Origin of the sequence: Actinomyces sp. Z5 (assembly GCF_003287795.1) — a bacterium.
In the GTDB taxonomy this organism is placed as follows: domain Bacteria; phylum Actinomycetota; class Actinomycetes; order Actinomycetales; family Actinomycetaceae; genus Actinomyces; species Actinomyces glycerinitolerans.
Map to the genome: position 1 here is coordinate 46,094 of NZ_QMIN01000071.1, position 14,667 is coordinate 60,760.

The following is a 14,667-nucleotide window of genomic DNA, read 5'->3' on the forward strand; positions in this document are numbered from 1 at the left end:
GCGTCGTCGACCACCTCGGCCTCATCGTGGATCTCTACCGCCGGGGTGTGCGTAGCGCCGAAGGGTGCCGCGATGTACAGCGGGACCACCAGGCCCAGCACCACGACGATCAAGAACTTGCCGGCGAGCGCCATGACGGCGCGCAGGCCGCCCCAACGGACGATCAGATCGGACACGGGCGCCCCCGGGATTGCTGACCGCGCACTGCTGGTCTCGCTCAGAAGCGGGAGGAGGAGCCGGAGCCGTGGAAGCTGCTGTGACTGCTGTGACCGCCGCTGAAGTGGCTGGAGGAGCCGGAGCCGTGGTAACCGCTACTGCTGGAGGCGGGAGTGTAGGTGGACGCCCTGCTGTAACCGGTGACCAGGCTGGCGACCGGACGGGAGAACTGCGGCACCGGGCCGGTGCCGGAGGAGGACAGGCCCGGGGCGCGCAGGCCCGGAGACTTGGAGTTGATGCGGATGGTGGTGGCGGGGTTGTAGTGCATGCGACCACTGCGGGCGCTCCACCAGCCCAGGTAGTCGGGGCCGCTGTTGCGGTAGGCGCTCGACCGGCGACTGTACTCGTAACGGCCTAGCCGTTCCCGGCCCAGACGGGAGGTATCCGCTGCCAGGGCACGCCGGGCCAGGATGTCGCAGCGGCTGTGCACGCCCGCGGCAATCGTGTCCAGTTCGTTCAGTGCCGCCGAGGGCGTCAGCGTTCGTTGTGCCAACTCAACCGTCATAGCCGCCAGGCGGTCGCGTCGCTTCTGTATCCAGGCGCGGTCGGTTTCGACGTCGAAGCTCACGTGGGCGAGCCGGGTCCTGTTGACAACGGCGGTGCACAGGGCCGCGTAGGAGGCGAGATCCTCGTGCACCGGCCCCTGCTCGTTCTCCCACACCTTCTCCCAACCCAGGCCGAGGGTGAGGAAGGTGGAGGCGGCGGCGATGACGTCGTCGACCCTGTCGAGTTCCTTGGCGCTGGCGGCCAGCTTCTGGGCGCGCCGTCGACGGCTGCTCATGAACCACTGGGCGCCGCGCGGGGAGCCGAAGTCGCTGAATAGACGCACCAGTCCCGCGTAGCGCTCCTCGAACCAGGCGAAGCGGGCCAGCACCTGGGCGCCGTGGGCATCGTCGGCGGGGATGGTGCCGGCACGGATCTGGGTGGCGTCGTAGTCGGTGGTGATCTGCGTGAAGTGACGGCGGGCCTGCTTGTAGGCGTCGCGCGCCTCGCGGCGGGACCAGAACATCCACGCCAGCAGCGCAAGGGCGGCGGCCAGGCTCACAAACGCCACGAGCAGCGCCACCTCCGTGGAAGGGATCGGCCTGCCGACAAAGTCGGCGGTGCGCTGCGCCATGGTCTCCAGGCCGACGTCCCAGCGCGCCAGGCGGAAGGAGCTCTTCGCGGCGTCCTGGATCTTCTGCTGAGTGCGCAGGTCGACCTTGACGTCCTCGCCGAAGTAGCAGCCGACCCACCGCCCCTGCGGGGACACGGCGAGGATCACCAGGCCGTCGGCCCAGACGTCGGGGTCCGCGGTGGAGATCCACGACGGCTGCTCTTTCAGGGCATAGTCGAGGACCGCGTCGTTGAAGACGGTGTCGGAGCTGGCGTAGGGGTCGACGTCGTCCGTCGTGAACACGGCCAGGCGGATGTCGCGGCGGAAGCCGACACCCTCCAGGGCGGACCGGAGGGCGTCGTCGTCGACCACCTCGGCCTCGTCATGGATCTCTACCGCCGGTGTGTGCGTGGCACCGAAGGGGTCCAGTGCGTACAGCGGCACGATCACACCGAGCACGATGATGAGCACAGACTTGATGGTAAAGGCGGCGACGGCGCGCAGGCCGCCCCAGCGGACGATCAGGTCGGACACGGGCACCTCCGGAGCATTCTTGCAGAACAGTAACGGCTCGGGCGCGGCCGGGGCCATGGGGAGCGCTGCCCGCGCCGCGGCAGGGAGGCTCGCGCCTGCTACGAGCTTTTGCACCCTGGTGTGCGGGTATTTGCCATACACCAGGGTGCAAAACGTCGCAGCAGAGGGCAAAGGTTCGCAGCACACCCGCCCAGCACCGGGGATACCCACGGGCCGTGCACCGGCGTCGGCGCCGGACGGCCGAACTTCCCCGTGTTTTCCAAGGTCTGTCGGGGGTGATCGTCCAGGCGGGGCGGGTTATATGAGTCCTGCCGCCGGACGGTGCGGGTCGCGAGGGTTGGGGAGCCCGCTGACCGACCCACCACCGAGGACAGGCCGGGTACATGGGAGCCCGCGCCGTTCCGCTCCGGCGAAGGAGGCGTGAGCCACCGGGATGTGGGAACCCCGGGGAGGCTCCCCTCGACGCCACGGGCCGGTGGGGCCGGGAGAGACAATCCGGCCCCACCTGGCCGGCAATCACACCGTGTCCCGCTCCACCAGGTACATGTCCATGACCACCGTCTGGGCTTCCACGCCGTCAATCATGTCCACCGCCATCTCGGCGGCGCGCTTCCCCTCCTCCCGCAGCGGCTGATGCACCGTGGTGATCGCCGGCTCATACTGAGCTGCCAGGGGGTGATCGTCGAATCCGACCACCGACACTTCGCCGGGCACCTCCCGTCCGGCCTCCCGCAGGGCCTCGATGACCCCGACCGCGATGCGGTCCGATCCCGCCAGTACTGCGTCGAAACCGATGCCGCGGGCGAGAATCTCACGCATGGCCCGATGCCCGCTGAGTTGGTCCCAGCCGGTGTGGACAACCCGCTCATCGCCCAGGCGGGAGCCGAGTACGCGCCGGTAGCCGCGGATACGGTCGACGGAGGCAGGGTTGTCGGCCGGACCCATGACGCTGACGGGCGCTTCTCGTCCCACCTCCTCCAGCGCCCGGGCGGCCAGGGCGGCGCCTATGACGTCGTCGGAGTAGACCGTGGAGAAGACCCCCCGGTAGGGATCCCCCTCCAACTGGCCGCACAGCACCACCGGCACCGACAGTTCGGCGAGTCGGTCCAGCAACTCACGGCCCGCATAAGGCGTGATGACGATGACGGCGTCCACGGCGCCCCGCCCGACATGCTCAAGCACACGTTCACGCTCCGCAGGCGTGGCCGCCTCCAGGATCATCGGCAGGTTGGGCCCGTCCGCGAGTCGCGAGACGATCCCATCGCACAGGCGCGCATAGGTGGGGTCGGTGAACAGTTCGGCGAAGGGGTCGGTGAACAGCAGGGCGATCGCCTCCGAGCGGCCCACAGCCAGCGCTCGCCCCCGCCGGTTGACGACGAAGCCCGTCTGCTCCACGGCTCGCATGACGCGCTCGCGCGTGGCCGGCTTGCACTTGGGAGAACCGTTCAGCGCGCGCGAAACCGTCGACGGCGCCACGCCCGCGGCGCGGGCGACGTCGGCGATGGTCACGCGCCTGCCCGGAGAAGTCACGGACTCATCTTGCTCGAACATATCGATTCTTGCATCCCACTTGCGTTCCGTGCAACGTACCCCTACATTGTGGAACCGCTTCCACAAAAGCGTGGAAGCGGTTCCATCGTCAAAGGAGCACGTCAATGGTGCATGCGAATGACTGGGAGAACCCGGGTCTGCCCCATCGGCACCGTCTGCCGGCACGGGCCTACTTCTTCGGATACGACTCCCCCGAGGCGGCCGCCACCCGGGACCGGGCACGTTCCCGGGGATTCACGGACCTGAGCGGTCTGTGGTTCTTCCGCCTGTTCGACTCCCCCCGCCGGGTGCGCGCCGAACACCTGGCCGTACCCCACCCCGAATGGGGGCGGGTGCGCGTCCCTCACCTGTGGCAGGTGGACGGACACGGTCCACTGCAGTACACCGACGAGGGCTTCCCCTTTCCGGTCAGGCAGCCGGAAGTCCCCTCGCACAATCCGACGGGCGTGTACCAGCGCGAACTGCTCCGACCCGTCCTGGCCCCGGGCGAGCAGGCGGTGCTGCGCCTGGACGGGGTCGACTCCTACGCGGAGATCTACCTCAACGGCGCCTTCGTCGGCATGACCAAGGGATCCCGGCTCAGCGCCGAGTTCGACGTGACCGAGCTGCTGACCCGGCGCGCCAACCTGCTGACCGTCAAGGTCCTCCAGTTCAGCGACGGCACCTATGTGGAGGACCAGGACATGTGGTGGGCGTCGGGGATCTTCCGCGACGTCTACCTGATGGTCCGCCCGGCCGCGCGGCTGGAGGACTTCCACGTCACCACCCGCCTGAGCGACGACGGCGGCGCGGAGGTGACGGTGGCGGTGCGCACCCGCGCCGCCCGCAACGTCCGCCTGACCCTTACCGGCCCGGACGGGACGCCGCTGCATGGCACGGCCACCGACGCCGCCCCCTGCGTCCTGCACGTGCCCGAGGCGCGCACCTGGAGCCCGGAGTCTCCCGTCCTGTACGACCTGGTCATGTCCGTGCACGACGCCGACGGCACCGTCGCCGAGACCGTACCGCACCGCCTGGGCCTTGCCGAAGTGAGCATCGAGGACGGCCGCCTACTGCTCAACGGCACCTACTTCAAGATGCGTGGGGTCAACCGGCACGACCATGACGACCGCCGCGGCCGGGCCGTCGGCATGGCACGGGTGCGCCGGGACCTGGAGCTGATGAAGCTGCACAACATCAATGCGGTGCGCACCTCCCACTACCCCAACGACCCGCGCTTCTACGAGATGTGCGACGAGCTGGGCCTGCTGGTGATGGCCGAGACCGACCTGGAGACCCACGGCTTCGAGAACACCGGCGACATCGCCCGCATCACCGACGATCCCGCCTGGGAGCCGACCTTCGTGGACCGCATCGAGCGGCTGGTGATCCAGGAGCGCAACCACGCCTGCATTGTGGCCTGGTCACTGGGCAATGAGTCCGGCTTCGGCTGCAATATCCGCGCCATGTACGCCCGCTGCAAGCAGCTGGATGCGCGGCCGGTACACTACGAGGAGGACCGGGACGCCGAATGCGTGGACCTGGTCTCCACCATGTACTCGCGCGTGTCGCAGATGAACGACTTCGGCGAGCACCCGCACCCCAAGCCGCGCATCCTGTGCGAGTACGGCCACGCCATGGGCAACGGCCCCGGCGGCCTGGCGGAGTATCAGAGGGTCATCGACCGCTGGGACTCCATCCAGGGCCAGTTCATCTGGGAGTGGTGCGACCAGGGGCTGGTGGCCCAGACCGCGGACGGCCGCGAGTACCACTCCTATGGCGGCGATCACGGCGACTACCCGCATAACTCCAACTTCTGCATCGACGGGCTCGTCTTCCCCTGGCAGGAGCCGAGCCCGGGCCTGGCCGAGTACAAGCAGGTGATTTGCCCGATCGGCGTGGTTTGGGAGGAGGGCGAGCTGCGGGTGCGCAACGGCCGGTTCTTCACCGACGCCTCCGACGTGGTCCTGGACCTGGAGCGGGTCGTCGACGGCGTCGCCGAGCCGCTGGGTCGTCTCGCGCCGGGGCCGCTGGCACCGCAGCAGGAGATGCGCCAGGTCCTGCCGGTGGATGTCGAGGCGGGGCGTCTGACCCACCTGCGGGTGCGTGTGCGCTCCACAGCCCGCCCGCCCTGGGCGCCAGAGGGATATGAGCTGGGCGTGTACCAGTTCGTCGTCGCCGACGACGCCGGCCCCGACGCCGCGGTTCACCTGCGCCGGGCCGCCTCCCGCATGGAGGTGCGCGCCCAGGGGGACGAGTTCGTCATCTTCGGAGTGGAGCAGGAGCTCCGCTTCGACATCGTTACCGGCGCCCTGACCTCCTGGGTGCGCGGCGGCAGACGGGTGCTGGCGGCGCCGCCCGCCGTCGGCTTCTGGACGCCGCTGATCGACAACCACCAGCAGGAGTTCGATGCGCTGTGGTCCGGCCGCCACGTGCAGTTGATGCAGACCTTCACCCGGTCGGTGGTGCTGCGGCGGGAGGGGGACGCCGTTGTCGTGGAGGTGGCGCAAATCATCGGTCCGCCCGCGCAGGCGCTGGGCTTCGAGGTGGACCTGAGCTACACGGTCACCGGCTCCACGGTGAGCGTCGGCGCCGTCGGTCGCGCCTGGGGCGACTACCACGACATCATTCCGCGCATCGGCCTCACCTTGGAGGCCCCCGGCTACGCCCGGACGGTCGAGTGGCTGGGGCTGGGCCCGGGTGAGAACTACCCCGACTCCCGCACGGCCGCCGTCGTGGGCCGCTGGAGCGCCGCCGTGGAGGAGATGCAGACCCCCTACGTGGTGCCGCAGGACTGCGCCAACCGGGGCGGGGTGCGCTGGCTGACGCTCACCGACACCAACGGCGCGGGCCTGGCCTTGGCCCGCACCCCGCTGCCTGGCGCCTGCGAGCCGCCGGAGGACTTCGACTTCTCGGTGTGGCCTTGGACATGCCAAGACATCGACGCCGCCCGCCACCGTACCGATCTGGTGCCCCGGGAGAACGTGACCGTCAACGTCAACCACCGTGTACTCGGGCTCGGATCCAACTCGTGGGGCTCGGAGGTGCTGGAGGCCTACCGGACCCGGTTGGAGGACTTCTCCTTCGCCTTCGACCTGATCCCCCTGGACGGCGGCGACGCCGACGGGGTGGCTCCAACCGGAGGGGCCGGCGAGTCCGCATCCGGCCTGCCCGGGACGGGCACAGCAACCGAGTCCTCCACAACCCCCGCAACCCCCGGAACAGGAGCGTGAACCGATGCGGCTCTTCCCCGATCTCGACTCACTCGCCCGCGAGCGCGGCGCCGTCAAGAAGTGGCGGCGGGTCTGCCAGGCGATCGACCACCTACCGGCAATCCGGCCCGCAGTGGCGTACTCGGTGGGCGACTCCCTGACCTACTGGAGGGACTCGGCCGCCCACCTGCTGGCCGCCTGGGACGCCGGTGACGGCCTGGTCACCTCGCGCCGCTACCTGAACGTGCTGCACGCCGTCGACGCCGATCTGACCGTGCAGGTGGCGCCGGTCGCCGTCGCCCCCGTGCGCACCCCCTATGACGACCTCACCGACCGGGAGGTGCACGAGGCCGCCGAGACGCTGCGCACGGTGACCGTGCCCGCCGGGGGGATCGGCGTGGTCGACGTCTCCGAGGCGTTCCGGCTGCTTCCCGGCAGCGGCGAGGCCGCCATCATCCGCGTCACCGTCGAGGAGGCCTCCTTCCCCAACAAGTAACCGAACCGAGGCGCCGTCGGCGCCGTGCATCCACCGTCCTATCAACCGCAAACCCCACGCTTTTCCTGCGGCGCGGCTCCGGCCGCGACCTCCTGGTCACGCCGACGGCCCGGACGCCGCGGCGAGGGGACACCTCCTCGTCGTCGCCAGTGGACCCGCCTGAGACGCGAGTAACGCCGTGGGGCCGCACTTATCCACATGAACAAGGGACTGCACCATGTCTTCGTCTTCTGAAACTCGGGCGCGGATCGGCCAGTTCGCGCTGCTGACCATGACGGTCTCCGCCGTCTTCAACATCCGCAACGTCATCAACAACAACGTTGCGATCGGCCTGGCCTCGGCGCCGGCCTTCTTCCTGGCCACGCTGCTGTACTTCGTTCCGTTCACCCTCATCATCGCCGAGTTCGTGGCCATGAACCGCTCCTCGGAGTCCGGCGTCTACCAGTGGGTGAAGACCTCCATGGGCGGGCGCTGGGCCTTCATGACGGCGTTCTGCTACTGGTTCGTCAACCTGTTCTACTTTGCCTCCCTGCTGCCGTTGATCCTGGTGTTCACCTCCTACCTGCTCACCGGCGGGGACAGGGAGATGTCACCGTGGCTGATCACGGTGCTGTCGATCGCGATCTTCGCGGTGGCCACCTGGGTGTCCACCAAGGGCGCGAAGTGGATCGGCACCGTCACCTCGATCGGCGCGTCGGCGGTGCTGGCGCTCACGGGCGTGTTCATCGTCGCCTCACTGGCGGCCCTGATCGGCGGAGTGGAACCGGCCTCCCCCATTACGCTGCGGGCACTGCGTCCGGACACATCCTCCTTCGCCACCACCTGGGCGTTCTTGGGGACATTGGCCTGGATCATCCAGGGCGTGGGCGGCGCGGAGTCGGTGGGCGTGTTCCTCAACGACCTGCGCGGCGGCGTGAAGGCATTCGTACGCACGATCGTGGCCGCCGGGCTGATGATCGGCCTGCTGTACGCGGTGGCCTCGCTGCTGATGAACGTGTTCGTCCCGACGGGCGGCCTGGACTACTCCAACGGCCTGTTCGTGGTGATGGGGGCGGTCGGCGAGCACTTCGGGGTGCCGGCGGCGCTCACCTTCCGGGTGGTGGGGCTGGTGCTGCTCGCGGCCACGCTCGGCTCGCTGCTGATGTGGACCTCGACGCCGGTGAAGATCTTCTTCTCCGAGATCCCCCGGGGCGTGTTCGGAGGGAAGCTCGTCGAGCTCAATGAGCAGGGCATTCCGTGGCGGGCGGCCTGGCTGCAGTTCGCCATCGTGGTGCCGATCCTGATCATCCCGGCGCTGGGATCGAGCAACATCGACGACCTGCTGGGCATCGTCATCAACATGACCGCGGCCACGGCGCTCATCCCGCCGCTGCTGATCCTGCTGGCCTACCTGGTGCTGCGCCTGCGTTACGACGCCGCGCCCCGGGAGTTCCGCATGGGCTCGCGGCCGGTGGGGCTGGCGGTGGCGGTGTTCCTGCTGGCCGTGTTCGCCTTCGTGTTCATCGCCGGCACGACGCCGCTGGATCAGCCGCTGTGGCTGACGCTGGTGTACAACGTGGGCGGCGTGGTCGTGTTCCTCGGTCTGGCACTGGCCTGGTACCAGCGCTACATCAACCGGCTGCGGGGCCGCGATCCGCGGGCGGCCCGCTCCGAGCTGGCGCCGTCGTCCAGCACGCGTGAGCAGGAGGCCGCGAACCGGAGGTCATAAGTGGACGACGGCGGGAACACTGCCGCCGCCGGCCTATGACACGGTCTCATGGCTCTACCACGAGCTTTTGCACCCTGGTGCACGGCAATTCGCCGTGCACCAGGGTGCAAAACATCGCAACAGAGGGCAAAGGCTCGCAGCACGCCCGCCCAAGCACGCCCACCCAGCACCACGGGGCGACCCACGGGACCATTACACCAGGACCGACCCCGGACGGCCGAGCTTCCCCGGACTTTCTCAGGGGGGTTGGGGGTGATCGTCCAGGCGGGACGAGTTACATGGTTCCTGCCGCCGGACGGTGCGGGTCGCGAGGGTTGGGGACCCCGAAGACCGAACCGCCACCGAGAACCAGGCCGGGTACATGGGAGCCCGCCCCGGTACGCTCCGGCGCAGGAGGCAGAGCCCCCGGGGATGTGGGAACCCCCGGACGCGGCCACCTCACCGCCAAGGCCGGTGGGGCCGGGAGAGACAACCCGACCCCACCGGCCAGACCATGCCCGCGCACACCCGGCACGTCAGCTACGCCCTCACCCCCACCGGTCGAACCACGCGGGGGCTGCGCAGGCCCCCGCGGTCGCGGTCGCAGAGGTGACCACCGCATCAGCGCTTGAAGTGAGGGTGTCACTGCATAAAGTGAGGACGTCTGTGACGTGAGTGACGGCGGGGCCAGGGCGTCGTCGCGGCACCAGCGCCGGTCACTTGCGGCCGGACGCCCCCGACGACTCCAAGGTGAGCGCATCGCTCCCCTGGCACACCAGCCTGGCCGCCGTTTCGGCCGCCCGCGGCAGGGGGATGGCCTTGCCGTCGGCCACCCAGGCGCGGTACATCGCCAGCCCGGCCTGCGATACGTAGGCGTAGAGCAGGTGCCAGAGCTCCGGGGTGAAGCCCGCGGGCACGTTCTCCGCATGCTCGCCGCTGGCGTCGTCCTGCAGCTGCCGCCGTATCCCGTCCCAGGCCGGGTCGCAGGTGATGACGTCGTAGAGCTCGTCCTGCTCGGCCCCGAAGTAGAAGAGTTCGCGGGTCATCTGAGCGAAGTCGGAGGCTCCTCCCAGGTGCACCGTGCGCTCGCGCCAGGCCGAGGCGTAGGCGGACATGACCTCGGCCAGCAGGTCGTCGAGCGTCTCGTAGTAGCGGTAGAAGGTCTTCTTGTTGATGCGTGCCCGCTCGCACAGGGCCTTGACGGTGATGGACCCGTAGCCGCCCTGAAGCATCATGGCGCGGAACGTGCGGTCGATGGCCTCGAGTGTCTTGGTGACGCGCAGGTCCTTGGCGGGGGTGGTGCGCACGGTCTTCCTTTCACGAGATATGCAACTCGGGCCGCATCGGGGTTGCTTAAGCCACCTTCTCGGCGGAGTCGTCCATTGTCGCCGACACGCGCCCTTCGTAGGATAAGTAACGCGAGTTGCAAAACACAGTGTACGGCGTGGTCGTCCGCACCAATCACGCCGCACCGGAGATGCCGCCCCCGCGGCGTGGCGAGCCGCCTCGTCGCCGCCCGCGGCGTCGTCGCACTCGCGGAACACCACTCAAAAGCAAGAGGACACCAAGAGGAGACATGGCATGAACACGCGCCGGATCGGTGAGCTGACCGTCTCCGAGGTGGGCATGGGCTGCATGGCCTTCAGCCACGGATACGGCCGCATCCCGCCCGAGCAGTACAGTCTCGAGGCCATCCGCGGCGCCTACGAGCACGGCTGCACCTTCTTCGACACCGCGGAGATCTACAGCCCCGGACTGTCCGGCGTCGGGCACAACGAGCGCATTGTGGGGCGTGCGCTGGAAGAGGTGCGCGACGACGTCGTGCTGGCCACCAAGCTGTTCGCCTCGGGCGGGCGGGGCTCCGTCTACGGGGAGATCCGCTCCCACCTGGAGGCGTCGCTGGAGCGCTTGCGCACCGACTATGTGGACCTGTACTACCTGCATCGCCTGGGCTCCACGCCGGTGGAACAGGTCGCCGAGGCCATGGGTCGGCTGGCCCAGGAGGGCCTGATCCGGGGCTGGGGGCTGTCGCAGGTCGACGTCGATGTGATCCGCCGCGCCCACGGGGCGTATCCGCTCACGGCCGTGCAGAACATCTACTCGATGGTGGAGCGCGACGTGGAGGCGGAGGTGCTGCCCTACTGCGAGGAGCACGGCATCGGCCTGGTGGCGTTCAGCCCTGTGGCGAGCGGGCTCCTGTCCGGCAAGGTCACCGAGAGCACCGAGTTCGAGTCCTTCGACGACGTGCGCACCTGGGTGCCGCAGCTGTCCCGGCGCAACCTCCGCGGCAATCGGCCCATCGTGGAGCTGGTGAGCCGCTACGCCCGGGCGAAGGGCGCCACCCCGGCGCAGATCAGCCTGGCGTGGATGCTGCACAAGTGGTCCTGCACGGTGCCCATCCCCGGCTCGAAGAACAAGGAACGCATCATCGAGAACCTGGGCGCGAGCCGGGTGGAGCTGACCGACGCGGAGTTCCGGGCCCTCGATGCCGAGCTCGGCACGCTGCGGGTGCACGGACACCGCGGCTTCAGACGATGAACCGGCGGCAGCGGGCCGGGGAAGGCCTGGCCGCGATCCTCCTGCTGCTGTGCCTGGCGCTCGCCGGATGCACCGCCACAGGCGGAGGCGGAAGCGGGGCCGAGACCGAAAGCGGTGACGCAGGCCCCGGTGTTGGCGCCTCCCCGCAGGGCCCGGCCGTGTCCGGCTCCCCCGTCTTCGACTTCGACGCCCGGACCGTCACCCTGAACAGCGGCTACGAGATGCCGATCCTGGGCCTGGGCACCTTCTCCCTGTCGGACGAGGAGGCGGCGGACTCGACCTATTGGGCCCTCAAGGCGGGATTCCGGCTGATCGACACCGCGCGGATCTACGGCAACGAGACCGGCGTCGGCAGGGGCCTGCAGCGGGCCATCGACGAGGGCGTCGTCGCCCGCGAGGACGTGTTCATCACGACCAAAATATGGACCACCGATTACGACGACGCCGACGCGGCGATCAACACCTCCCTGGAGCGGCTCGGCGTCGACTACATCGATTTGATGATCCTGCACCACAGTCAGCCGGCGAACGACGTGGACGCCTACCAGGCGCTGGAACGCGCGGTGGGGGACGGTCGGCTGCGGTCGATCGGCCTGTCGAACTATTACGAGCCGGAGGACTTCGACCGGCTCGTGGAGGCGACCAGCATCCGCCCCGCACTCCTGCAGAATGAGACGCACCCGTACCACCAGAGCGGACAGATGAAGGAGCACATCGCACAGTACGGAACGGTGCTAGAAAGCTGGTTCCCTCTGGGTGGGCGCGGCAATACCCAGACGCTCTTCGACGACGAGACGATCAGCGACATCGCCCGGGCGCATGGCAAGTCCGCCGCGCAGATCATCATCCGCTGGCACCTGCAGGTCGGCAATGTCTGCATCCCCGGCTCCTCCAACCAGCAGCACATCAACGAGGACTACGACGTGTGGGACTTCGAGCTGACGGAGGCGGAGATGGCGCGGATGGCGGCGCTTGAGCGCGATGCGCGGTTCTCGAACTACTGAGTGGCGCCGCGGAAAGGCCGCACAGCGATTACGGGAACCACAGGATGTCGGCGCGCCCGGCGTCGACTGCGCGCCGGCCTGCTGAGAACGCAGCGGTGAAAGAGGCTCTTCGTGTTTGGGGGTGTGGTGGTGGGTGCCGGCGGGTCTGCCACTGTGAGGGTGCGTGCGGGGTCTGGGTCCGGACTGGATTCAGGCCGAGCCAGTATGCGAGATTGCTATGGGGTCTGGCGCTCCAGGAGGACGACGGGCAGCGGGAGCGGGGCCGACGGCGTCTTGGTGCCCATGGCCGGGGTCGTCTGCTACGCCGGTTCGTGCTCTACTACGCCGGTTAGGTGTTTGCTGAAGGGCTATGGAGTCTTCAACAGAGGGCTAACCGGCGTAGTAGACGCCGAAGAGGCGTTCCCAACACCCCCACGGCTCCGCAGTCCTAGCATTTCGGCTCCGCGCTCCCAGCACCTCCGGGCCGCGCCACCGCGGAGGCCCGCACCGCCAACCGCCAAACTCTCAAACACGAAGAGCCGGGAAACCCCGGACGCGGCCACCTCACCGCCAAGGCCGGTGGGGCCGGGAGAGACAACCCGACCCCACCGGCCAGCGCGAACCTTGGGCGACTGTCACCCGCCTGCAAGCAGGTACTTACGGCTGCGGCTCGTAGGCGGCGCCGTCGCGACCACCAGGCCACGCTCGACGAGTTCTCGCAGCACCGGCCGAAGCGCAGTGAGCGTCTTACCGGTGGCCTTTGCCACATCCCGAATGGAAAGAGCTTCGTCCGCACTCAGGACGGCAAGGATCTCCCACTCAGCTCCCGTCTTCTCAACGCTCCTTGTCTGATCGGCGATCGCATAGGGGCCGTCATTCATGCCCACCAGGAGACCGTCGGCCACAAGCTGCGCGAGAACACCACGGCAGTCGTCAGAGTCGAGTCCCAGGTTGTCGCGCAGATCGACCACACTCACGGTTCCATTCCGTCTGGCCAGGGCGAGCGCGGCCTCGTGGTTGCGAGAGAAGCCGGATCGCCCGGGCAGCGTTCCCAGCCATTCCTCCGTCTCCGGATCCATGAGGCCGAAGCGATCAAGGCGAACGACTACGTGGTCGATCGTCGATGTGCTGTAGTCAGGAGTGGGCAGGCCGTGAGCACGCATCTCGTTGACCATGCGAACGACCCCCGACCCTTGGTTCTCGCAGACCGTGGAGCGGTTGTCAGGCATGGGTACTACCGTAAGCAGGCGGGCCAAGTCCTCGTTTCGGGACGCAGAGTGACCATCGGTGACGTTCTCCTTGGTGCGATCGCCCCAGAAGCCGCCGGGGTTGATGACCTCTACGCGATCGAGGTACACGTTGACAGCAACCTGTTGCCCGGTGACGAAGCGGGAGTAGTCGCGGTGCATGACCGCGTTGGCAATGGCCTCTCGTAGAACATCCTCCGGAATCTCGGGAACGTCAGTGCCACGGGTCCCTTCAACGATTCGACGCGTGCGCAGGTTGCGCATGACGGTGCGTACGGCATCGTCAATCGCCTGCGGCAGTGGACCATCACAGTTACGGCGATCTACGAATCTGACGGTGGGGTCCTGAGACTTGGCGGTACCAGGATGAACGGTTACATCGATGGTCAGCTGGGGATACTCCTGTTGTGGGTAAATACCGAGAGCCAGATAGCCAGACAGGGTGGGAGTGCCGTCGGCCGTAAGAGCGTTGAGCCTCTGTAATGCAGATACGTGATCATCCGGAGCGAGCCCGGCGAGTGCACGCGAGCCGCTTGCCCGCACCCTTTCCACCGTGCGGCTCACCAGGTCCGGATCGAGATCTGCGAAGGTGTGCCCGTCAACAGGCTGGCGATCGGCATGCTCGTTGACGTTCCGCGTCCGCAGGAGGTGTACCTCGTACGTAGTCAGGCGCTTGTCCGCATCACCGACTCGCTTATAGCTTCCCCGTTCCAGGCCCTGCGCAACGACATGACAGGGCGCCGTCCTGTCCGGGGTGGCCGAGAGAGGCTCAATGCGAACCCAAACGACCTGGGCGCCATCGATCTCGGCGCGGTCGACCTGGTACTGCGGAACAGGCCTCACCTTGGGGTTGGCACGCTCTGCGTCGTCCAGGCCGGAGATGAGGGCATTCTCTATCCTCGAGGCATCGAAACCGTCGGCAGCTGTGAAGCCCAGGCTCTCGTCGAGCCCAAGGATGATCAGTCCGCCCTCCGTGTTGGCAAATGCGGATACGGAGTCCCAGATACCCTTGGGGATGTCGCGCACCGCGGCCTTGACCTCGACGCGGGCGTCATCCGCACCCAGCCGCCGGATGCGGGCGACGTGCTCCTGGAGTTCTTCGTCAGTCACGACCTCAGTGTACGTCAG

The 14,667-nt window shown here is 68.2% G+C and carries 9 protein-coding genes; 5 read left to right on the plus strand and 4 right to left on the minus strand.

Annotated elements, in window-relative coordinates; genetic code table 11:
• Window positions 1-217: 217 nt before the first annotated feature.
• Together DRB06_RS09925 and DRB06_RS09930 are read right to left on the minus strand one after the other, a co-directional pair.
• Window positions 218-1,852, minus strand: coding sequence for a DUF5129 domain-containing protein (locus DRB06_RS09925; RefSeq protein WP_258522228.1), 1,635 nt, complete (start codon window positions 1,850-1,852; stop codon window positions 218-220).
• A gap of 510 nt (window positions 1,853-2,362) precedes the next feature.
• Window positions 2,363-3,397 carry a LacI family DNA-binding transcriptional regulator gene (locus DRB06_RS09930; protein WP_181574851.1) on the minus strand — a complete coding sequence of 345 codons (1,035 nt, stop codon included), beginning with the start codon at window positions 3,395-3,397 and terminating at the stop codon, window positions 2,363-2,365.
• Between the two features lie 104 nt (window positions 3,398-3,501).
• Between DRB06_RS09930 and DRB06_RS09935 the strand changes: the two genes are divergently transcribed.
• The 3 genes from DRB06_RS09935 (at window position 3,502) to DRB06_RS09945 (ending at window position 8,792) form a co-directional block, all read left to right on the plus strand.
• Window positions 3,502-6,609: a glycoside hydrolase family 2 TIM barrel-domain containing protein gene (locus DRB06_RS09935; protein ID WP_111819844.1), complete on the plus strand. Its 3,108-nt coding sequence runs from the start codon at window positions 3,502-3,504 to the stop codon at window positions 6,607-6,609.
• A 4-nt stretch (window positions 6,610-6,613) separates the two neighbouring features.
• Window positions 6,614-7,084 carry a hypothetical protein gene (locus DRB06_RS09940; protein WP_108965406.1) on the plus strand — a complete coding sequence of 157 codons (471 nt, stop codon included), beginning with the start codon at window positions 6,614-6,616 and terminating at the stop codon, window positions 7,082-7,084.
• Window positions 7,085-7,301: 217 nt separating this feature from the next.
• Entirely contained in the window at window positions 7,302-8,792 is a 1,491-nt protein-coding gene (locus DRB06_RS09945) for an amino acid permease (protein ID WP_073329421.1), read from the plus strand.
• A gap of 695 nt (window positions 8,793-9,487) precedes the next feature.
• On the opposite strand, the gene DRB06_RS09950 is transcribed toward DRB06_RS09945, so the two are convergent.
• Complete coding sequence (locus tag DRB06_RS09950; RefSeq protein ID WP_108965404.1) at window positions 9,488-10,078, minus strand: TetR/AcrR family transcriptional regulator; 591 nt, start codon at window positions 10,076-10,078, stop codon at window positions 9,488-9,490.
• A 274-nt stretch (window positions 10,079-10,352) separates the two neighbouring features.
• On the opposite strand from DRB06_RS09950, the gene DRB06_RS09955 reads away from it, so the two are divergent.
• Complete coding sequence (locus DRB06_RS09955) at window positions 10,353-11,309, plus strand: aldo/keto reductase (RefSeq protein WP_111819845.1); 957 nt, start codon at window positions 10,353-10,355, stop codon at window positions 11,307-11,309.
• Complete coding sequence (locus DRB06_RS09960; RefSeq protein ID WP_111819846.1) at window positions 11,306-12,313, plus strand: aldo/keto reductase; 1,008 nt, start codon at window positions 11,306-11,308, stop codon at window positions 12,311-12,313. Before DRB06_RS09955 ends, DRB06_RS09960 begins: the two co-directional genes overlap by 4 nt.
• A gap of 614 nt (window positions 12,314-12,927) precedes the next feature.
• On the opposite strand, the gene DRB06_RS09965 is transcribed toward DRB06_RS09960, so the two are convergent.
• A complete protein-coding gene (locus DRB06_RS09965) occupies window positions 12,928-14,649 on the minus strand; it encodes an ATP-binding protein (RefSeq protein WP_108965398.1) in 1,722 nt (573 codons plus the stop codon).
• Window positions 14,650-14,667: the final 18 nt, after the last annotated feature.

Coding starts and splice junctions, on each gene's coding strand:
- DRB06_RS09930 (WP_181574851.1), bottom strand. CDS start 3,397: ATGTTCGAGCAAGATGAGTCCGTGACTTCTCCGGGCAGGCGCGTGACC.
- DRB06_RS09935 (WP_111819844.1), top strand. CDS start 3,502: ATGGTGCATGCGAATGACTGGGAGAACCCGGGTCTGCCCCATCGGCAC.
- DRB06_RS09940 (WP_108965406.1), top strand. CDS start 6,614: ATGCGGCTCTTCCCCGATCTCGACTCACTCGCCCGCGAGCGCGGCGCC.
- DRB06_RS09945 (WP_073329421.1), top strand. CDS start 7,302: ATGTCTTCGTCTTCTGAAACTCGGGCGCGGATCGGCCAGTTCGCGCTG.
- DRB06_RS09955 (WP_111819845.1), top strand. CDS start 10,353: ATGAACACGCGCCGGATCGGTGAGCTGACCGTCTCCGAGGTGGGCATG.
- DRB06_RS09960 (WP_111819846.1), top strand. CDS start 11,306: ATGAACCGGCGGCAGCGGGCCGGGGAAGGCCTGGCCGCGATCCTCCTG.